Here is an 18,976-nt window from a genome sequence, read left to right as displayed (position 1 = left end):
AACGTGCAGCGCAGGTTAACCTGTCAGATAATGATATGACGCAACACGCGTCGGACGCGGCTGTTGATAATGATAGTCGGCTTCTTTTGAAGGATGGCATATGGATCAGTTACTTGAACGGTTTCTAAGTTACGTGGCGGTAGAGACACAGGCAAAACCGCAGGCGCGTCAGGTGCCGAGCAGCGAAGGGCAGTGGACGCTGGCGCGCAAGCTGCAGGAAGAGTTGATTGCGCTCGGTTTTGTCGACGTGTCGCTCAGCGATCACTGCTGCGTGATGGGCACGCTGCCCGCCAACGTTGACTGGCCGACGCCGGTGATCGGCTTTATCTCGCATATGGACACCTCGCCCGATTTTACGGCGAAGAACGTCAATCCGCAGATCATTGAGAACTATCGCGGCGGCGACATCGCACTCGGCACCGGCGAAGAGGTGCTCTCGCCGGTGATGTTCCCGATCCTGCATAAGCTGATCGGCCATACCCTGATCACCACCGACGGCAAAACGCTGCTCGGCGCCGACGATAAAGCGGGCATCGCCGAGATCATGACGGCGATGGCGCGTCTGGTGGAAGGGGATATTCCCCACGGCGCGATCCGCGTCGCCTTTACCCCGGATGAAGAGATCGGCCGCGGCACCTCCCATTTCGACGTTGAGGGCTTCGCCGCCGACTGGGCCTACACCATCGACGGCAGCGATCTGGGCGAGTTTGAGTATGAGAACTTCAACGCGGCGTCAGCGGTGGTGAAGGTGGTCGGCAATAACGTGCACCCAGGCTCGGCGAAAGGGGTAATGGTGAACGCGCTGGATGTGGCGACGGCGTTTCATGCCGAGGTGCCATCACAAGAGCGTCCGCAGTTTACCGACGGCTACGAAGGTTTTTACCATCTGCATCAGATGAAGGGCACGGTTGAGCACGCCGAACTGCAGTATATTATCCGCGACTTCGACACCGAGGCGTTCGAGCAGCGCAAGCAGGTGTTAACGGCGATTGCCGAGCGCCTTAATGCCGGGCTGCATAAAGACTGTTCCGTGACGGTGGAGATCAGCAACAGCTATCGCAATATGCGCGAGAAGGTCGAGCCGCATCCGCATATTATCGAGCTGGCGCTGCAGGCGATGCGCGACTGCGGCATCGAGCCGAAAGTGAAGCCGATTCGCGGCGGCACCGACGGGTCCGCGCTGTCGTGGAAAGGATTACCGTGCCCGAATATCTTTACCGGCGGCTATAACTACCACGGCAAGCACGAGTTCGCCTCGCTTAATATTATGGCGCAGTCGGTGGAGGTGATCGTACGGCTGGCGGCGCTGGCGGCAGAGAAAAAGGGGTAAAGCAGGCGTCGAACCCAGAATTTACAGACGATGCCATAAGGTAGAAAGCAGGTGGCGCCACCTGCACTGGCACCCGGTTACAGACTTTAACGCTCCCGGCAGGGAGCGTTTTGCTCTCGGTTACTCAGCGTCGCCAAAGTACCAGTACCCGGCGTTCACCAGCGCGGCGAGCTGCGCCAGCAGCGACGGGTCGTCCAGCGCCTCGCCGAAATCTTCCAGGCTCAGCGTGTGGCGGTGCGCCAGCGCCGTCAGCACCTCCGGCTGTGAACACTCGACGCGCTCGCCGTTGACGAACACCGCCTCGCCGATGGTCAGCACGCGCAGGCCGCCAAGGCGCGACAGCGTGTCGCCCTGCTGCAGCGCATCGTAAATCTCATCCGGCTGATAGGGCGGCTCCGGCGGGGCGACGTCCAGCTCGTGGCGCGACTGAGAGATAAACTCCCCGAACCAGTTGGCGAAATGCTCCGGCTGGTCAATCACGTCGAGCATCACCTTGCGAATGCCCTCGATCTCCTGCGGCAGGATCTGCGACGGACAGTCGCGCGCCGGCACCTCGGGATCGCTGTAGCGGTAGCTGCCCAGCTCGCGCGCCAGCACGTAGTCGGCGAAGCCGCTGATCAGCTCGCGGCCGCTCGGCGCGCGGAAGCCAACAGAGTAGTTGATGGCGTTCTCGAGCGAATAGCCCTCGTGCGGGAATCCCGGCGGAATATAGAGAATGTCGCCTGGCTCCATCTCTTCATCGATGATGGCGTCGAACGGCTCGACCTGCAGCAGATCGGGGTGCGGGCAGTGCTGCTTCATCGGCACTTTCTCGCCGACGCGCCAGCGGCGACGGCCGGTGCCCTGAATGATGAACACGTCATACTGATCGAAGTGCGGGCCGACGCCGCCGCCCGGCACGGCGAAGGAGATCATCAGATCGTCGATGCGCCAGTCCGGTAAAAAGCGGAACGGACGCATCAGCGCCGCAGAAGGCTCATGCCAGTGGTTCACCGCCTGCACCAGCAGCGACCAGTTGTTTTCGCCGAGATGATCGTAGCTCTCGAAAGGCCCGTGGCTCACCTGCCATTTACCGTCGTTATGGCTCACCAGGCGGCTGTCCACCTCGTTTTCCATCGCCAGGCCGGCCAGCTCGTCAGGAGAGATAGGATCGATAAAGTTTTTGAAGCCGCGCTTGAGCAGCACCGGACGTTTTTGCCAGTAGCGCTGAATAAAGTCGGGCCAGTTGAGGTCGAGCTGATAATCCATGAGTCATTCCACACAGGGCTGTAAATGCAGGCAAGTATAACAGCCCGCACGCCTTTCTACTCGCGGCGATGTTCAACTTCCTGACGGCGGAAGATGACCTCCATACGCGCGCCGCCCAGTGGGCTGGATGTGGCAATCACCTGGCCCTCATACTGCTCCAGAATATCCACCACCACCGCCAGCCCCAGCCCCTGGCCAGGGCGCAGGGTGTCGGCGCGCTGGCCGCGCACGAAAACCAGATCGCGCTTGCTCTCCGGGATGCCGGGGCCGTCGTCGTCGATAAACAGGTGCAGCGCATCCTCGGTCTGGCGCGCGCTCACCTCGATAAACTCCAGGCAGTATTTGCAGGCGTTATCCAGCACGTTGCCCAGCACCTCCATAAAGTCGTTTTTATCGCCGATAAAGGTCACCTCCGGCGAGACATCGAGGGTGATCTCCACGCCTTTATGCTGATAAACCTTGTTGAGCGCCGAGCAGAGGCTGTCGAGCAGCGGCGAGACCGGATGCAGGTCGCGCAGCAGCGGGTTGTGATCCGCCTGCATGCTGGCGCGGTGCAGATAGTAGCCAATCTGCTGCGAAATACGGCTGATCTGCTCCAGCATCACCGGCTCGGCCTGTTCGATGGTGAGATCCTTGCCGTTGCGCAGCGAGCGCAGCGTGCTTTGCAGCACCGCCAGCGGCGTCTTCAGGCTGTGCGTCAGGTCGGAAAGGGTGGTGCGGTAGCGCGTATAGCGCTGGCGCTCGTTGCTTAACAGCAGATTGAGGTTGCGCACCAGGCTGCGCAGCTCCTGCGGCGGCGAATCGTCGAGGTTCTCGCGCTGGCTGGTCTCCAGCTCGCGTATCTGCGTCGCCAGGTGGCCAATCGGACGCAGGCTCCAGTGCGCCGCCAGCCACAGCAGCGGGATCACCAGAATCAGGTTGGCGGCCAGCACATAGCTGAACCAGGACCAGACCACGTCTGAATGCTGCAGCTCCTGCGGAATAGAGTCCACCACCACAATGGTCAGCGCCGGCAGGTTGGTGGTGGCGTCGTAGCGGTTGACGGCGACCGAGTGGGTAAAGGTGTCGTTGCTGTCATTATCGATCGCGTGCAGTCGCTTTTGCGCCGAGAGATCGTTGCCGATGGCCGCGGCGCTGGTGCGATTGCTGGTGTCGATTTCATAAAAGTCGGGCTTCAGCAGCCACTCGTGCCTGATTTTTGCGCGGATTTCCGGCACGTCGCGCTGCTGCCACAGCAGTTTGCCATGCTCATCGTAGATAAACACCAGCGTGGGGAAGTTAAGCGTCATACGCTCCGGCTGCGCGATGGTGAGCCGGTTGTTTTGCCACTGCGCCAGCGTAAAGAAGAGATTGCTTTCGCCGCGCATCACGCGGTAGGTGTTCTTATCGAAGCTGACCACGTAGCCGATAACGGCCACCATGCCGTAGGAGAGCGAGAGAAACAGCACAATGGCCGAGCACGCCAGCAAAAAGCGGGCGCGCAGCGACAGGGGACGGTAGCGTTGAAACCAGCGCATCAGAGATCGAAGCGGTATCCCTGACCGCGTACGGTAGTGATCACCTCATCCGCATGCAGCGCCTGGATCTTTTTACGCAGTCGTCCCATCAGTACGTCGATGGTATGGCTTTCGCGTAGTTCAGCGTCGGGATAGAGCTGCAGCATCAGGGAGTCTTTGCTCACCACTTTACCGGCGTTGCGGATCAGCGTTTCGACGATGGTGTACTCAAAGGCGGTCAGCTTGACCGGCTGGTCATGGATAGTCAGCTCGCGGCGCGAGAGATCGACCTGAAACGGCGCCATGTCGATAATTTGCGAGGCGTGTCCGCTGTTGCGACGCATCAGCGCCTGCAGGCGTGCGGCCACTTCTTCAATATGAAAGGGTTTGGTGACGTAGTCGTCGGCGCCCGCTTCCAGCGCTTCGACTTTGGCCTGCCAGCCTTCGCGCGCGGTCAGCACCAGAATCGGCTGACGCACCGACTGGCCGCGCCAGCGGCGGATCAGCGACATGCCATCTTCATCCGGCAGGCCGAGATCGACCAGCGCGATATCGGGCAGATGCTCCTGCAAAAAGTAGTCGGCTTCCTTTGCGTCCTCTGCGGCATCGACCTGATGACCCATCTCGCGCAGCTGAACCGCAAGATGATGGCGCAGCAGAGCATTATCTTCCACAACCAAAACACGCATGGCTTGTCCTTACTCTCAGAGCATTGAAGTAAAGATAAAGTATACGCAAAAACATTTAAACAACAGCTTAACGCAGGCGAGGCGCGCCCCGCCTGCGCCTGCGCTTATTTCAGATCGTCAACCATCTGGATGGCGCGGCCGAGATAGTTCGCTGGCGTCATCTGCTTCAGGCGCACTTTTTCCTCTTCCGGCAGCGCCAGGCTGTCGATAAAGGTCTGCATACCTGCGGCGTCGACGCGTTTGCCGCGCGTCAGCTCTTTCAGCTTCTCATACGGCTTCTCGATGCCGTAACGGCGCATCACGGTCTGAATCGGCTCGGCCAGCACTTCCCAGTTGTGATCCAGCTCGTCCAGCAGACGATCGCGGTTCACTTCCAGCTTGGAGATGCCTTTCAGCGTCGCCTGATAGGCGATCAGCGCGTAGCCGACGCCGACGCCGAGGTTGCGCAGCACCGTGGAATCGGTGAGATCGCGCTGCCAGCGTGACACCGGCAGCTTGCTCGCCAGATGCTGCATCACCGCGTTCGCCAGACCCAGGTTGCCTTCGGAGTTTTCGAAGTCGATCGGGTTGACCTTGTGCGGCATGGTGGAGGAGCCGATTTCGCCGGCGATGGTTTTCTGTTTGAAGTGGTTGAGCGCGACGTAGCCCCAGATATCGCGATCGAAGTCGATCAGGATGGTGTTGAAGCGCGCCATACAGTCAAACAGCTCGGCAATATAGTCGTGCGGCTCGATCTGCGTGGTGTAGGGGTTCCAGGTCACGCCCAGCGAGGTGACGAACTGCTCGCTCAGCTGGTGCCAGTCCACTTCCGGATAGGCGGCGATGTGGGCGTTGTAGTTGCCCACCGCGCCGTTGATTTTACCGAGGATCTCAATCTTGCTCAGCTGGCGCTGCTGACGCTCCATGCGGTAGGCGACGTTCGCCATCTCTTTGCCCATGGTGGAGGGCGTGGCAGGCTGACCGTGAGTGCGCGACAGCAGCGGGATATCGCGGTATTCATGCGCCAGGCGCTTCACCGCGTCGATGATCTGCTGCCAGTAGGGCAGGATCACATCGCGGCGCGCGCTTTCCAGCATCAGCGCGTGCGACAGGTTGTTGATATCTTCAGAGGTGCAGGCGAAGTGGATAAATTCCGACACCGCGTGCAGCGCCGGGACGCTTTCCACTTTCTCTTTCAGGAAATATTCGACCGCTTTCACGTCGTGGTTGGTGGTGCGCTCGATAGTTTTGATGCGCGCCGCGTCCGCTTCGGTGAAATTAGCGACGATTGCGTCAAGGAAAGCGTTTGCGTCAACATCAAATGCAGGAACTTCCTTGATCTCTGCGGTGGCCGCCAGTTTTTGTAACCAGCGTACTTCAACCTCGACGCGGAACTTCAGCAAACCAAATTCGCTGAAAATCGCGCGCAGCGGGCTGACTTTATCGCCGTAACGACCATCGACAGGTGAGACGGCGGTCAGAGAGGATAATTCCATCAGTGCAACTCCTGAATCGTTTAACAGTATAGGCTCAGCGGCTTAATAAGCCGGAGAGAGCCGGGATAAAATGGTTTTCGCTTCGCGCAGCAGGCGCTGGCGCGACAGCATCAGCTGAAAACGGCCGCCGCCGACCTGCTGCCACAGCACGGCGGCGCGGATGCCCGCCAGCAGCGTGGCGCGTACCCGGCTCTGCAGCAGCGGATTTTGCAGCACGGTGGGCGAGCCGGTCACCTGAATGCGCGGACCGAGCGGGCTAATGACGTCGACGTAGATGCCTGCCATAGCGCTGGTAATGGTTTCCGAGCCAAGCTCATAGTGCGCCAGCTGGCGATCGAGCTGGCCGATGCGCTGCGCCAGCGTGGCCAGCGCGCTTTTATTGCCGCTCAGCTTGCGCTCCAGCACCATCATGCTCAGCGTATAGCGCGTCAGCTCCGCGCCCGCGCCCTGACGGCTGCTGCTGTTGAGCACCGCCATCAGCGTCTCCAGGCCGAGGCGCAGGTTGGCTTCATCGTTGCCGAACACCGCCAGCGTCGAGCCAGGATTGAGATCGATCACGCTGCGCAGCGAGACGTTGAGCGCTTCCGGCTGGCACTGGCCCTGATGCGCCAGCTGCTGGACCAGATGCGCCGCCTGGCAAATGCCCGCCAGCGCCAGCGTGATGTCATAATAATTTTTAGCCACGGTTACTCCTGTCTACGCGTCAGCCAGGCCGACTTACTCTGCGATCAGCGGCAGGCGCTCTTCGATAATGCCGCCGCCGAGGCACACCTCGCCGAGATAGAACACGGCGGACTGGCCTGGCGTCACCGCCGCGACCGGCGCGTCAAAGCGCACCTCGATGCGATCGTCGCCGCGCGGCACGATTTCGCAGGGAATATCCGTCTGGCGATAGCGCGTTTTTACCGTGCAGCGCAGCGGGGCGGCGATCGGCTGGCGATCGACCCAGTGCAGCTGCTGGGCGATCAGGCCCACCGACATCAGGCGCGGATGGTCGCCGCCCTGCGCCACGATCAGGCGATTGCGCGCCACGTCTTTGTCTACCACGTACCAGGGATCGTCGTTACTCTCTTTCAGGCCGCCGATGCCGAGGCCTTTGCGCTGACCCAGCGTATGGTACATCAGCCCCTGATGCTCGCCGACCACCTGACCGTCCACGGTTTCAATCGCGCCCGGCTGCGCCGGCAGATAGCGGCCGAGGAAGTCGCGGAATTTGCGCTCGCCGATAAAGCAGATGCCGGTGGAGTCTTTTTTCTTCGCGGTGATGAGGTCAAGCTGTTCGGCGATGCGGCGCACCTCCGGCTTCTCCAGCTCGCCGACCGGGAACAGGCTCTGGGCGATCTGCTCGTGGCTCAGCGTGTAGAGGAAGTAGCTCTGATCTTTGTTGCCGTCGAGGCCGCGCAGCAGCTGGCTTTTGCCGTCGACGTCCGCGCGGCGCACGTAGTGGCCGGTGGCGATATAGTCGGCGCCGAGATCTTCCGCTGCGAACTCCAGGAAGGCTTTGAATTTGATCTCTTTGTTGCAGAGAATATCGGGATTGGGCGTGCGGCCCGCTTTGTACTCTTCAAGAAAGTGCTCGAAGACGTTGTCCCAGTACTCTGCCGCAAAGTTGATTTTATGCAGTTTAATGCCGAGCTTGTCGCACACCGCCTGCGCATCCGCCAGATCGTCCGCGGCGGTACAATACTCCTCGCCGTCGTCTTCCTCCCAGTTCTTCATGAACAGGCCTTCTACCTGATAGCCCTGCTGCTGCAGTAACCAGGCGGATACGGAAGAATCGACGCCGCCGGACATACCGACGATCACTTTTTTCTGGCTGTTGTCAGACATGACGCACTCTTGATTACGATAAAAAAACAGGCGGCGCATTCTATCACGCGTCGGCGTGGCGCGCACCCTCGTGAAACGGCCACTGAAACGGCGCGATCAGATGCAGCGGGTAGCGCGCGCCCTGTTGCCACAGCCGCACGCTTTCGGCGACCAGCGGCGAACGCAGGCAATCGGCGGCGATAATCTGCTCAGGGGTGCGCCACCAGCAGCAGTCGATATCGCTGTCCTGCGGTGCGGTGCGGTCGCACGCTTCTCCGCCAGGTCGACGCCAAACAGAAAGCGCACGAAAGGCGTATTGTCCGGAGCGATCCACTGCTGCACACCGAGAAAATAGCTGAGCGGGCAGTCGATACCGGTCTCTTCGCGCAGCTCGCGGCGCGCCGCCTCCAGCAGCGTTTCATCCGCTTCCAGGTGACCGGCGGGCTGGTTCCAGGTGGCGCGACCGTTGACGCGCTCTTCCACCACTAACAGTTCGCCTTCGGCCTGCACGATACAGGCGACGGTGACATGAGGTTTAAACATCGATCCTCCGGGATTGTTAACCTGACGTTATCGAAAAAGGGTGATGCCTCTTACGTCGATTCGGTGATGTCGCGCCACTCGCCCGGCGCCAGGGCGTCGAGCCGGTAGTCGCCCATGGCGTAGCGGATCAGGCGCAGCGTCGGATGGCCGATATGCGCCGTCATGCGGCGCACCTGACGGTTACGCCCCTCGTAGAGCGTCACCTTCAGCCAGCTGGTGGGTATCGCTTTGCGCTCGCGGATCGGCGGCTGGCGCGGCCATAGCCACTCAGGCTCGGCGACCTTTTCGACGCCGGCGGGCAGCGTCGGGCCATCTTTCAGATTAACGCCATGACGCAGCGCCGCCAGATCCGCCTCCTGCGGCTCGCCCTCGACCTGCACATAGTAGATCTTGCCAGTACGCTTGCCGGGCTGCGTCAGCGCCGCCTGCAGCGCGCCGTCGTTGGTCAGCACCATCAATCCTTCGCTGTCGCGATCGAGGCGGCCAGCGGCATAAACGTCGCCTACCGGGATAAAATCTTTCAGCGTCTGGCGTCCGGCTTCATCGCTAAACTGTGGCAGAACATCGAATGGTTTGTTAAATAATATGACGCGCCGCGGCCCGCGCGCGCGTGGCGGTTTACGCTGAGCGCCGCGTGGCGTGCGGTCAGCGCGTTTATGCTGGTGAATTTGCTGAGAACTTTTTCGCATGAGATTTGCAGTCGGTGACAATCGGCGCATTATAACGTGAAACAGCGGCGATTGGCGCGGCGTAAATATTCAAGTATCATGGCGTCACATCTTACAATTTATTAACAAAATGCCCAGGAGAGGTTAATGGAAAGCAAAGTAGTTGTTCCGGCGGAAGGTCAAAAAATCACCCTGGATCAGGGCAAGCTCACTGTCCCGACTAACCCGATCATTCCTTACATCGAGGGTGATGGCATTGGCGTAGACGTTTCTCCGGTTATGCTGAAAGTGGTCGACGCCGCGGTGCAAAAAGCCTATAACGGCGAGCGCAAAATCTCCTGGATGGAGATCTACACCGGCGAGAAATCTGTCGAACTTTACGGCCAGGACGTCTGGCTGCCGCAGGAAACCCTCGACCTGATCAAAGAGTACCGCGTCGCCATCAAAGGCCCGCTGACCACGCCTGTTGGCGGCGGCATCCGTTCTCTGAACGTGGCGCTGCGTCAGGAGCTGGATCTTTACGTTTGCCTGCGTCCGGTGCGCTACTACACCGGCACGCCGAGCCCGGTCAAACGCCCTGAAGATACCGACATGGTGATCTTCCGTGAAAACTCGGAAGATATCTATGCAGGCATCGAATGGAAAGCCGGTTCAGCGGAAGCAGACAAGGTGATCAAATTCCTGCGCGACGAAATGGGCGTGAAGAAAATCCGCTTCCCGCAGGATTGCGGCATCGGCGTGAAGCCGTGTTCGGAAGAGGGCACCAAACGTCTGGTGCGCGCAGCGATTGAGTATGCGATCACCAACGACCGCGATTCTCTGACGCTGGTGCACAAAGGCAACATCATGAAGTTCACCGAAGGCGCGTTCAAAGACTGGGGCTACCAGCTGGCGAAAGAAGAGTTCGGCGCTGAGCTGCTGGACGGCGGCCCGTGGATGAAGATCAAAAACCCGAACACCGGCAAAGATATCATCGTTAAAGATGTGATTGCCGATGCGTTCCTGCAGCAGATCCTGCTGCGTCCGGCTGAGTACGACGTTATCGCCTGTATGAACCTGAACGGCGACTACATCTCTGACGCCCTGGCGGCGCAGGTTGGCGGCATCGGTATCGCACCGGGCGCGAACATCGGCGACGAGTGCGCACTGTTCGAAGCGACCCACGGCACCGCGCCGAAATATGCAGGCCAGGACAAAGTAAACCCAGGCTCTGTGATCCTTTCCGCCGAGATGATGCTGCGTCACATGCAGTGGTTCGAAGCGGCAGACCTGATTGTTAAAGGCATGGAAGGCGCGATCGCCAACAAAACCGTGACCTATGACTTCGAGCGTCTGATGGAAGGCGCGAAACTGCTGAAGTGTTCAGAGTTTGGCGACGCCATTATTGCCAACATGTAATACGCGTTAGCTTCTCACGCCGATCGCCGCACGGGCGGTCGGCGTTTTTTTTTGCGCGCGACAGCGGGGTCCACTTGTATTTTATCGCGCATCACCTCAACCCCGTTAAAACAGGCCGCAAATTCTTTTGCGGCTAAAGATATTTTCTATTCCGCCTGCATTTTTATTATTTTTTGACGCGCATGCGCTATTATTTTTTACAGCGCAATATCATAAGTAACATACAAACAACGTGCATTCCTGTTTGAAGTTGAAAATAGTGAAGGGCGCTCGTGGTAATTGATATAAGTCATAAACTTCACCTTATTACGCCGTAAAATAGTGCCTGAGTGTTGTCAGGCGACCCGGCTCACGCAACCTCATCAAAATGTAATTTTTATCTTATTGGTATTTAAAATTAACCCTGTTGATGCAGGGTTTTTTTTTGCTCTTTTAGGCTTTGTTGAATAAATCGAACTTTTGCTGAGTTGAAGGATCAGATCACGTATCTTCCCGACAACGCAGACCGTTCCGTGGCAAAGCAAAAGTTCAAAATCACCAACTGGCCCACCTACAATAAAGCCCTCATCAACCGTGGCTCCATAACTTTCTGGCTGGATGATGAAGCTATTCAGGCCTGGTATGAGTCAGCAACACCTTCTTCACGAGGCAGACCTCAGCGCTATTCTGACCTTGCCATCACGACTGTGCTGGTCATTAAACGCGTATTCAGGCTGACCCTGCGCGCTGCGCAGGGCTTTATTGATTCCATTTTTTCTCTGATGAACGTTCCGCTACGCTGCCCGGATTACAGCTGTGTCAGCAGGCGGGCAAAGTCGGTTAATGTCAGTTTCAAAACGCCCACCCGGGGTGAAATCGCACACCTGGTAATTGATTCCACCGGGCTGAAGGTCTTCGGTGAAGGCGAGTGGAAAGTCAAAAAGCATGGCCAGGAACGCCGCCGTATCTGGCGTAAGCTGCATCTCGCCGTTGACAGTAAAACACATGAAATCATCTGCGCTGACCTGTCGCTGAACAACGTTACGGACTCAGAGGCCTTCCCCGGGTTAATCCGGCAAACCCACCGGAAAATCAGGTCAGCCGCCGCCGATGGCGCTTACGATACCCGGCTATGTCACGATGAACTGCGGCGTAAGAAAATCAGCGCGCTTATCCCTCCCCGAAAAGGTGCGGGTTACTGGCCCGGTGAATATGCAGACCGTAACCGTGCAGTGGCTAATCAGCGAATGACCGGGAGTAATGCGCGGTGGAAATGGACAACAGATTACAACCGTCGCTCGATAGCGGAAACGGCGATGTACCGGGTAAAACAGCTGTTCGGGGGTTCACTGACACTGCGTGACTACGATGGTCAGGTTGCAGAGGCTATGGCCCTGGTACGAGCGCTGAACAAAATGACGAAAGCAGGTATGCCTGAAAGCGTGCGTATTGCCTGAAAACACAACCCGCTACGGGGGAGACTTACCCGAAATCTGATTTATTCAACAAAGCCACTGGACATGCATGAGTGTCTTCTAAACAGCGTTCGCTGATTGAGTCACTTATGCAAGAAGGTTTCTACTGGGTTAAATCGGGCAGCGAGCCGCTGCAGGTCTGGTATTATTTAGCGCAGTTTGGCTGGTATCGCCCGCAAAGCGCCATTCCTGTCACCACCACCTATTTTAAAATGATGGCGTTTGAAATTATCGGCGACAGATTAGTGCCGCCGTCGCGTTTTCATGCCGCCGAATCGCTGTGATGAGCAAGCCTCGCCAGGCGGCGGCATCGCAGGCGCCTGGCGAGGCGACAGGGCGTAAACCACAGAAGGCGTTAACGCAAGAGAACCCGCTGCCTTATTGTCGGTTTCCCTGAAAAAAGCGAGTTTATTTGATTTAAAACAACGTTGCCTGCTCTGCATAAAAACTGAAGCGCGAAATAACTTTTTTGAACACCAATGATTAACGCACTTGCACTATAATCCGCTGGCCCAAACGGCTGTCGGGCGCATGCATTAATTATTATCAGGTGAATAAAGTGAATTATAAGCAGTTTGAAAACAAAATTGAGTCCTGGGAGAAAATCTCTTTTACCGCCATTATATACAGCAAGTATGGTGCGGATTTTGAAATCTATGCCTTAGACGAGCATAGCAATACCAAAAGCAGGATTTTTCTCTGCTACGCCGAAAATGAAGCCGAAGCGCAGAGGCTGGTCGATCAGTTTTCGATCTGGCTGACGAAGCTCAATAACGTCACGCGCAAGCGTCTCAGCAGCGAGCAGGCGATGAGGGCAGCCTTAGTGCAGCAGGAGTAGCGCCTGCGCCAGAGGTGGTTAACTGGACGCTGCAGCAGCGTCCAGTCGCCTGCCGCAGGCAAGTGCGGCAAGGCTCAACGGTGCGTGCAGAGTTGGCTAATTTTTAGCTTGCTAATGTTATCTGGACGTGCGTTAATAGCCTGTCGGTCTGATTAGCAGACAGTTTGAAGGTTAGTTCATATTGTATTTCTCATCTCAGTTAGTGCCGCTCCATGGCCTTCTTTTTGAGTCTTCCTCACGTTCTGATTCGTTTCTGCAATTCAGCCTCTTTTGCCGTAAGGCGCATTAAAAAGGTCAATTATTATGTCGAACAAAATCCTCGGAACCGTTAAGTGGTTTAACTCAGAAAAAGGTTTTGGTTTTATTTCTCCTGAAAACGGCAGCAAGGACGTTTTTGTCCACTTTTCTGCTATTCAGGGCACTGATTATCGCTCGCTTGACGAAGGCCAGCGCGTTGAATTTTCTGTTGAGCAGGGTCCTAAAGGACCGTCAGCCGTTAACGTTGTAGGGCTTTAATATTACCCTTTCAGCCAGACGCTTTCGCTGCCCATCCTGCCAGAGCTCACAGTATCGTGTTTCTGCGTTCGACCAGTGCAAAAGTAATCCCCACGGCGCCAAATGCATTTTTTGCAAATCCGCCATGGTGTTTGCCGGTATGCTGACGCGCTAATATTCTCGCGCTCTGCCGTGCAGATAAGCAGGCAGAGGCGTAAAGCCAGGCAGCATTTTATTAAGGCATCCTTCGGGATGCCTTTTTTCGTTGCCGCAAAAAAAAGCCCCCAAACGGGGGCAAGGGGTTGGAGTAACAGCCGCTCAGTAAGTCATGTGGATTTCATTACCGAGCCGCTTAAATATAGCCAACTCTCCGCGTCGCTGCCCGTTTGACGGCGGGCAGATCCCGTTCAGCAGGAAAACTATTCGCAGCCTCAGAAAAGGGAGCGATTGAATTTTATTGTTTTTTTCGCTTCTGAAAACGATTACTAAGAATGCTCTGTAAATAAAATGGCGCGATTTATTGACTAACCAATGCGGCGGGCGAAAAAACAGGAAAAATTAGAGAGGTGCCAGTAAAAAAACGCCCCCGCAAAGCAGGGGAGAGTCATACTGGAAATAAAACGGACTCGTGGAGCAATATCTCTGGTGGAGGCTTGGGCTCAGAATTCGGCTTAATCATAACATAGTTAAAAAGGGCCGCCAGTGGTTTAAAATAAATAAATGCCTTAGCATCTAATTGTTAGGTATCTAACAATTAAGCGCTGGAAGCCACGCGTTTATTTCGCTGAATAATTTGAGTGGTTAATATTGTGGTTAAAAAAGCGCGTAAAAGTAAAAAAGTCTGAGATTCGGGCGCGCAAAAAGTCAGCCGTCAGAGAGGGAGAGCGCGGCGGCAAATAAGGGAAACGCCGCGGCGCAGCGTCACGGTCAGAGAGCAGCAGGAACAGGCTGTCACGTCATCAACGCGCGTAAAAAAGTGAGGGCGAACCCGCCGTAAGTTTTGCCAGGCGCGCTGGTGATATTCACGCCATATCAGTTTGAATTAAGTCGATATTTTGCGCAAATTGCTCTCAGGCCGCGCACGCTTACAAAAAATAATTCCTTCGGCGTCAGTGGCTTCAACATTTTTACCTGCGCTGCGCCTTGCTTAAATCATGAGTTTGATATTACTGTATTTATATACAGTAATGGATAAAAGGAGTCTTTCTCATGAAGTTATATCGCCCTGCAGAGGTGCGCGACCTGCTGCCGCTGCCGCTTTATATTGAACGCGTTCCCTGTGGTTTTCCCTCGCCTGCGCAGGATTACATCGAAAAGCGCATCGACCTTAATGACCTGATGGTGCAGCATCCCAGCGCCACTTACTTTCTCCGGGTCAGCGGCGACTCCATGATCGACGCTGGCATCTGCGAAGGGGATATGATCGTCGTCGACTCCTCTCTGACGGCGAAACATGGCGATATTATCGTCGCCGCCATCGACGGCGAATTCACCATTAAGCAGCTGCGTATTCATCCCTCTATTTTACTGATGCCCGCCAACAGCAAACACAGCCCGATCCCGATTAATACGCCCGACGGCCTGCAGGTGTTCGGCGTGGTGACCTACGTGATTAAATCGACGCACTGATATGTTCGCGCTGGTGGACGTCAACAGCTTTTACGCCAGCTGCGAAACCGTCTTTCGTCCCGATCTGAAAGGGGTGCCGGTGGTGGTGCTGTCCAACAACGACGGCTGCGTCATTGCCCGCAGCGCGGAGGCGAAGGCGCTCGGCATCACTATGGGCGCGCCCTTTTTTAAGCTGAAAGAGGCGCTGCGCAGGCACAGGGTGCAGGTGTTCAGCTCTAACTACGCGCTGTATGCCGATATGAGCCTGCGGGTCATGACCACGCTGGAGGAGATGGCGCCGGCGGTCGAAATCTACAGCATCGACGAAGCTTTCCTTAACCTGAGCGGCGTCAGCTTCTGTCAGCCGCTGGAGACGTTTGGTCGCGCGGTGCAGGCGCGCGTGGCGCAGGAGACGCATCTGCAGGTCGGCGTCGGCATCGCGCCGACCAAGACGCTGGCGAAGCTGGCCAATTACGCCGCGAAAAAATATCCCGGCACAAAGGGGGTAGTCGATCTTTCTCACCCGGAGCGGCAGCGCAAGCTGATGGCGCTGACGCCGGTAGAGGAGGTGTGGGGCGTCGGCAGCCGCATCGGCAAGAAGCTGAAGCAGATGGGGATTGAGCAGGCGCTGCAGCTGGCTGACAGCTCTACCTGGGTGATACGCAAACATTTCAACGTGGTGCTGGAGCGCACGGTGCGCGAGCTGCGCGGCGAAGCCTGCCTGGAGCTGGAGGAGATGACGCCGACCAAACAGCAGATTGTCTGCTCGCGCTCGTTCGGCACGCGGCTGACCGATTACGCCGAGGTGCGGCAGGCGGTTTGTCAGTACGCTGAGCGGGCGGCGGAGAAGCTGCGCCAGGAGAAGCAGTACTGCCGACAGATCGCGGTGTTCCTGAAAACCAGCCCGCATGCGGAAAACGAACCCTACTACGGCAATCAGGCGACGGGGCAGCTACTGACGCCGTCGAACGATACCCGCGATATCGTGCGCATCGCCACCGAGGCGCTGGACCGCATATGGCTGGAGGGCTATCGCTATATGAAAGCTGGCGTGATGCTGGGGGATTTTTTTAGCCAGGGCGTAGCGCAGCTGCACCTGTTTGACGCTTACGGGCCGCGCGCCAACAGCGAGGCGCTGATGCAGGTGGTGGATCGGATTAATCAGGCGGGCAGGGGAACGCTCTGGTTTGCCGGACAGGGCATTGAGAAAAGCTGGGCGATGAAGCGAGAGATGCTGTCGCCCAGCTATACGACGCGCTTTGCGGACCTGCCTGTCGTCAAGTAGGCGACCGGCCTGCACGCGGCATCAGTGCTTTTTCGCGCCTGCCGAAGCCTGTGCGCTCAGGCTGCGCGGCGGCGCGTCCGCCACGCCGCGCGCGGAAGGGAACTCTTCGCGTATCTCCGCCAGCGCCAGCGTTAGCGCCTGCTTACGGTCGCTGTCGGTTTCCATCACCGCCATGGTTTTCAGGCGGGCCGCCAGCGAAGCGCCAGAGATGGCGGCGTTCTGCTCCAGCAGGGCGGCGACGGCTTCGCCAATCACGTAGTCTGTCAGTCTTTCAATTTTACTTCTGTGCATACCCGCATCTCTTATTACAGTGGTTGCCCGTTAACTGGCCAGAGTGCCTAAAAGCAAGCCATCTGCGCTGGATCGCCTGCGGCGAATGTCCGTCAAAATGCTGTGCCTGACACACTCCACTGGGGATGATGCTGCGGGGAGGGGCTGAACGCAATGGTCAGCCCGAAAATTAAAGTTAACGTCCAAATAACAAGCCGATTAACTTTTGATAATGCTGCTCCTCTTCCGGGCTGGTGGCTGTCGCCAGTCGGGCAAGCAGTTTGGCGCAGATCGCTTTGCGGTTGAGCGGTTTACCCGCGCGCAGGATCTCGACTGCGATTTGACCTAACGTCTCCTGCTCACACGGCAGTTCGGCCTTGCTGAAGTAGTGAGCGATGTCGTTGGCTGCGATTGGCCTGTTTCCGGTCTGATGCATACACAACCCTTACATATCCGTGTGATTAAAACATGGTCAGTTAAGTCAGGCCTAAACTTATACAATTTTTATAAACTTGTACAGAATGTTCGCTAATTTAATTTGCTGGCCAGCAGGCGAATGGCGCGATCGCAGGCGTCCTGAATAGCAGGATCTTCGGTACGCGCGCCGGCGCGATAGAGCGCGCCAATAATTTCCTGTAAAGGCAGGACTTCCCCAGGCTGCAGGAGCTGGGCTACGACGCGGCCCAGTAACGCATAGATTTCGTCGCGATCGGCCGTTTCATTGGGGTTCACTCTGCCTCCTGAAAGGCGGTAACAACCAGAATATATTTGAATGCATTTATCTCTGTTACGGTTTAAGCGGGAAAAGCACCGGCCTGCTTAACAGCACGACCTGTGCGGATTATATTTAGGAAATAATTATTTCCTAATACGGCAGATAAATTAATCCAGAATGCCGAGCACCATATTAATCGTTTCCGCGCCGTTAGTCACATCCTGAACTTTACCGACGACGCGCATGCCGAAAGCCACACACAGCAGCAGGCCCGCCGCGGTGTCAACATCCAGCATGGCGGAGATCGAACCATCCTGCTGGCCCTCTCGAATCAGCGACATCAGGAAATGGCGGTTGCGCAGCACCGCCTGACGCACCAGCTCGGAAAGCTCGTCGTCGAGGCTTTGCAGCTCAACGGTGCTGCCCACCACCAGACAGCCGCGTCGTCCTTCGATTTCACGCGCGGAGTCGAGGTAAAACTGCAGCAGCTCGGCGATACGCGCTCTGCCGGTGGCGTGCGGCTGCAAACGCGCGCGCAGGTCGGCGTTGCGCACCGAGATATAACGCTCAAACACGCGCAGAAACAGGGTGCGCTTGTCTTTAAACGCCTTGTAGATGCTGCCGGCGGTCAGATTCATCGCTTCGCTGAGATCGGCTACCGATGAGGCGTGAAACCCTTTCTGCCGGAAAACGATCATGGCGTTATCCAGCGCTTTATCGGTATCGAAGGCTCTGGGTCTGCCACGCTCTCTGACGGGCGCGGCCGAGGTCCGGGGTGTCGTCATTGCTCAACTTAATAAAGTGTTTGTTTCCAAATTACCACACTCGGCGCTCAACGGGAAAAAATAAACTTTTGCGCGGTGGTCGTTGCCGTAAAAAAAAGCGAAGCGCGAACGGGAAAAGGCAAAATAAATAAGCAGGCTAAATAGTCATTTTTATTACACAAAGAAAAGGTGGCAATCACGCCGCATTATCGGCTTTCTCAGAAATTTCAGATACGTCACGCAAAATTATACGCTGCGCCGCCGCGGGATTAATCTGGAGGCGTCAACATAAAAAAGGATGACTTATGAAATCTCTGTTAATTTCTGGTGCTGCAGCGCTGATCGCTGTCGCCTGTTCCGCCTCAGCCGCAGAAACCACCCCGGCGAAAAATCCCATCAGCGTTCACGTGCTGAACCTGCAAACCGGCATCCCGACGCCTGGCGTCTCGGTCGAGCTGGATCAGAACCTCAACGGCAACTGGGTTAAGCTCGCCACCGGCGTTACCGACGCCAATGGTCGCATCAGCGCGCTCTATCCGGCGGGCAAGCCGGCGCAGCAGGGCACCTATAAAGTGGTGTTCAAAACCGGCGACTACTATGACAGCGTTAAGCAAAAGACCTTTTTCCCGGAGATCCCGGTGATCTTCACCCTCGACAACAGCAGCCAGCACTATCACATCCCGCTGCTGCTCAGCCCTTACGGCTACTCCACCTACCGCGGCAACTAAGCGGCACTGGTTACCCTCTGGCCTGAGGCGGCGACGCGCCTCAGGCTTTTTTTTGCCGCACGGGCCGCGTTGAGCGGCAGGCGCGCCGCGGCAGAATTAAGCGAAAACTAATCTTTATCCCGTACGCTGCGCAAACGGTAGGATGGTGCCCAGGGGAGAAGGA

At 57.0% G+C, this 18,976-nt stretch carries 21 protein-coding genes and 1 pseudogene; 10 read left to right on the top strand and 12 right to left on the bottom strand.

Annotated features, from left to right (window positions below; genetic code table 11):
* Positions 1-100: 100 nt before the first annotated feature.
* Complete coding sequence (pepT, locus tag MC269_RS11090) at positions 101-1,330, top strand: peptidase T (RefSeq protein ID WP_239952432.1); 1,230 nt, start codon at positions 101-103, stop codon at positions 1,328-1,330.
* Positions 1,331-1,450: 120 nt separating this feature from the next.
* Here the strand turns inward: pepT and MC269_RS11085 are convergent, their stop codons facing one another.
* From MC269_RS11085 to rluE, 8 genes and pseudogenes are all read right to left on the bottom strand, one after another.
* Positions 1,451-2,578, bottom strand: coding sequence for a cupin domain-containing protein (locus tag MC269_RS11085; protein WP_081141058.1), 1,128 nt, complete (start codon positions 2,576-2,578; stop codon positions 1,451-1,453).
* Positions 2,579-2,634: 56 nt separating this feature from the next.
* Complete coding sequence (gene phoQ, locus MC269_RS11080; protein ID WP_305802639.1) at positions 2,635-4,095, bottom strand: two-component system sensor histidine kinase PhoQ; 1,461 nt, start codon at positions 4,093-4,095, stop codon at positions 2,635-2,637.
* Positions 4,095-4,763, bottom strand: coding sequence for a two-component system response regulator PhoP (gene phoP / locus MC269_RS11075; RefSeq protein WP_033747880.1), 669 nt, complete (start codon positions 4,761-4,763; stop codon positions 4,095-4,097). Before phoP ends, phoQ begins: the two co-directional genes overlap by 1 nt.
* 104 nt (positions 4,764-4,867) lie before the next feature.
* On the bottom strand, positions 4,868-6,238 hold the full coding sequence (purB, locus tag MC269_RS11070) for an adenylosuccinate lyase (RefSeq protein WP_239952431.1): 1,371 nt from the start codon (positions 6,236-6,238) through the stop codon (positions 4,868-4,870).
* 42 nt (positions 6,239-6,280) lie between these two features.
* Positions 6,281-6,922, bottom strand: coding sequence for a high frequency lysogenization protein HflD (hflD, locus tag MC269_RS11065; protein ID WP_081141061.1), 642 nt, complete (start codon positions 6,920-6,922; stop codon positions 6,281-6,283).
* A 33-nt stretch (positions 6,923-6,955) separates the two neighbouring features.
* Positions 6,956-8,068, bottom strand: a complete 1,113-nt coding sequence (gene mnmA, locus MC269_RS11060) for a tRNA 2-thiouridine(34) synthase MnmA (RefSeq protein ID WP_239952430.1) — start codon at positions 8,066-8,068, stop codon at positions 6,956-6,958.
* 43 nt (positions 8,069-8,111) lie between these two features.
* A pseudogene (locus MC269_RS11055) lies at positions 8,112-8,590 on the bottom strand (NUDIX domain-containing protein).
* A gap of 50 nt (positions 8,591-8,640) precedes the next feature.
* A complete protein-coding gene (gene rluE, locus MC269_RS11050; RefSeq protein ID WP_239952429.1) occupies positions 8,641-9,309 on the bottom strand; it encodes a 23S rRNA pseudouridine(2457) synthase RluE in 669 nt (222 codons plus the stop codon).
* Positions 9,310-9,405: 96 nt separating this feature from the next.
* Here rluE and icd point away from each other — a divergent pair, with 96 nt between their 5' ends.
* The 8 genes from icd to umuC all read left to right on the top strand — a co-directional run bounded on the left by icd (position 9,406) and on the right by umuC (position 16,336).
* Positions 9,406-10,656 carry an NADP-dependent isocitrate dehydrogenase gene (gene icd, locus MC269_RS11045; protein WP_081141064.1) on the top strand — a complete coding sequence of 417 codons (1,251 nt, stop codon included), beginning with the start codon at positions 9,406-9,408 and terminating at the stop codon, positions 10,654-10,656.
* A 467-nt stretch (positions 10,657-11,123) separates the two neighbouring features.
* The gene (locus MC269_RS11040; protein WP_000654812.1) at positions 11,124-12,092 is read left to right on the top strand and encodes an IS5-like element IS903B family transposase; all 969 of its coding nucleotides are present in this window, start codon (positions 11,124-11,126) and stop codon (positions 12,090-12,092) included.
* A 107-nt stretch (positions 12,093-12,199) separates the two neighbouring features.
* Positions 12,200-12,394, top strand: coding sequence for a hypothetical protein (locus MC269_RS11035; RefSeq protein WP_239952428.1), 195 nt, complete (start codon positions 12,200-12,202; stop codon positions 12,392-12,394).
* A gap of 275 nt (positions 12,395-12,669) precedes the next feature.
* On the top strand, positions 12,670-12,948 hold the full coding sequence (locus tag MC269_RS11030; protein ID WP_239952427.1) for a hypothetical protein: 279 nt from the start codon (positions 12,670-12,672) through the stop codon (positions 12,946-12,948).
* Positions 12,949-13,251: 303 nt separating this feature from the next.
* On the top strand, positions 13,252-13,464 hold the full coding sequence (locus tag MC269_RS11025; protein WP_033747854.1) for a cold-shock protein: 213 nt from the start codon (positions 13,252-13,254) through the stop codon (positions 13,462-13,464).
* Position 13,465: 1 nt separating this feature from the next.
* The gene (locus tag MC269_RS11020; RefSeq protein WP_239955108.1) at positions 13,466-13,618 is read left to right on the top strand and encodes a hypothetical protein; all 153 of its coding nucleotides are present in this window, start codon (positions 13,466-13,468) and stop codon (positions 13,616-13,618) included.
* 1,034 nt (positions 13,619-14,652) lie between these two features.
* Positions 14,653-15,072 carry a translesion error-prone DNA polymerase V autoproteolytic subunit gene (gene umuD / locus MC269_RS11015; RefSeq protein ID WP_081141069.1) on the top strand — a complete coding sequence of 140 codons (420 nt, stop codon included), beginning with the start codon at positions 14,653-14,655 and terminating at the stop codon, positions 15,070-15,072.
* Position 15,073: 1 nt separating this feature from the next.
* A complete protein-coding gene (gene umuC, locus MC269_RS11010) occupies positions 15,074-16,336 on the top strand; it encodes a translesion error-prone DNA polymerase V subunit UmuC (RefSeq protein WP_239952426.1) in 1,263 nt (420 codons plus the stop codon).
* A gap of 21 nt (positions 16,337-16,357) precedes the next feature.
* Here the strand turns inward: umuC and MC269_RS11005 are convergent, their stop codons facing one another.
* The 4 genes from MC269_RS11005 to MC269_RS10990 all read right to left on the bottom strand — a co-directional run bounded on the left by MC269_RS11005 (position 16,358) and on the right by MC269_RS10990 (position 18,106).
* A complete protein-coding gene (locus tag MC269_RS11005) occupies positions 16,358-16,627 on the bottom strand; it encodes a hypothetical protein (RefSeq protein ID WP_081141071.1) in 270 nt (89 codons plus the stop codon).
* A gap of 175 nt (positions 16,628-16,802) precedes the next feature.
* Positions 16,803-17,042: a regulatory protein YcgZ gene (gene ycgZ / locus MC269_RS11000; RefSeq protein WP_239952425.1), complete on the bottom strand. Its 240-nt coding sequence runs from the start codon at positions 17,040-17,042 to the stop codon at positions 16,803-16,805.
* 92 nt (positions 17,043-17,134) lie between these two features.
* A complete protein-coding gene (locus tag MC269_RS10995) occupies positions 17,135-17,338 on the bottom strand; it encodes a hypothetical protein (RefSeq protein WP_239952424.1) in 204 nt (67 codons plus the stop codon).
* Positions 17,339-17,488: 150 nt separating this feature from the next.
* Positions 17,489-18,106: a TetR/AcrR family transcriptional regulator gene (locus tag MC269_RS10990; RefSeq protein WP_371824336.1), complete on the bottom strand. Its 618-nt coding sequence runs from the start codon at positions 18,104-18,106 to the stop codon at positions 17,489-17,491.
* Positions 18,107-18,390: 284 nt separating this feature from the next.
* On the opposite strand from MC269_RS10990, the gene uraH reads away from it, so the two are divergent.
* Positions 18,391-18,813 (top strand): hydroxyisourate hydrolase, encoded by a 423-nt coding sequence (gene uraH / locus MC269_RS10985; RefSeq protein WP_239952422.1) that lies wholly within the window; start codon positions 18,391-18,393, stop codon positions 18,811-18,813.
* Positions 18,814-18,976 lie beyond the last annotated feature (163 nt).

It is taken from the genome of Pantoea sp. Z09, assembly GCF_022394795.1.
In the GTDB taxonomy this organism is placed as follows: domain Bacteria; phylum Pseudomonadota; class Gammaproteobacteria; order Enterobacterales; family Enterobacteriaceae; genus Pantoea; species Pantoea latae.
The sequence above is the reverse complement of the archived record's forward strand: the minus strand, read 5'-3'. Positions and strand labels throughout refer to the sequence as shown.

What these genes read in the sequence shown, in the direction of transcription:
- mnmA (WP_239952430.1), bottom strand. Translation starts at nt 8,068, where the DNA reads ATGTCTGACAACAGCCAGAAAAAAGTGATCGTCGGTATGTCCGGCGGC.
- MC269_RS11035 (WP_239952428.1), top strand. Translation starts at nt 12,200, where the DNA reads ATGCAAGAAGGTTTCTACTGGGTTAAATCGGGCAGCGAGCCGCTGCAG.
- uraH (WP_239952422.1), top strand. Translation starts at nt 18,391, where the DNA reads ATGAAATCTCTGTTAATTTCTGGTGCTGCAGCGCTGATCGCTGTCGCC.
- phoQ (WP_305802639.1), bottom strand. Translation starts at nt 4,095, where the DNA reads ATGCGCTGGTTTCAACGCTACCGTCCCCTGTCGCTGCGCGCCCGCTTT.
- phoP (WP_033747880.1), bottom strand. Translation starts at nt 4,763, where the DNA reads ATGCGTGTTTTGGTTGTGGAAGATAATGCTCTGCTGCGCCATCATCTT.
- icd (WP_081141064.1), top strand. Translation starts at nt 9,406, where the DNA reads ATGGAAAGCAAAGTAGTTGTTCCGGCGGAAGGTCAAAAAATCACCCTG.
- MC269_RS11025 (WP_033747854.1), top strand. Translation starts at nt 13,252, where the DNA reads ATGTCGAACAAAATCCTCGGAACCGTTAAGTGGTTTAACTCAGAAAAA.
- MC269_RS11005 (WP_081141071.1), bottom strand. Translation starts at nt 16,627, where the DNA reads ATGCACAGAAGTAAAATTGAAAGACTGACAGACTACGTGATTGGCGAA.
- umuC (WP_239952426.1), top strand. Translation starts at nt 15,074, where the DNA reads ATGTTCGCGCTGGTGGACGTCAACAGCTTTTACGCCAGCTGCGAAACC.
- umuD (WP_081141069.1), top strand. Translation starts at nt 14,653, where the DNA reads ATGAAGTTATATCGCCCTGCAGAGGTGCGCGACCTGCTGCCGCTGCCG.
- ycgZ (WP_239952425.1), bottom strand. Translation starts at nt 17,042, where the DNA reads ATGCATCAGACCGGAAACAGGCCAATCGCAGCCAACGACATCGCTCAC.
- MC269_RS10990 (WP_371824336.1), bottom strand. Translation starts at nt 18,106, where the DNA reads ATGACGACACCCCGGACCTCGGCCGCGCCCGTCAGAGAGCGTGGCAGA.
- purB (WP_239952431.1), bottom strand. Translation starts at nt 6,238, where the DNA reads ATGGAATTATCCTCTCTGACCGCCGTCTCACCTGTCGATGGTCGTTAC.
- rluE (WP_239952429.1), bottom strand. Translation starts at nt 9,309, where the DNA reads ATGCGCCGATTGTCACCGACTGCAAATCTCATGCGAAAAAGTTCTCAG.
- pepT (WP_239952432.1), top strand. Translation starts at nt 101, where the DNA reads ATGGATCAGTTACTTGAACGGTTTCTAAGTTACGTGGCGGTAGAGACA.
- MC269_RS11085 (WP_081141058.1), bottom strand. Translation starts at nt 2,578, where the DNA reads ATGGATTATCAGCTCGACCTCAACTGGCCCGACTTTATTCAGCGCTAC.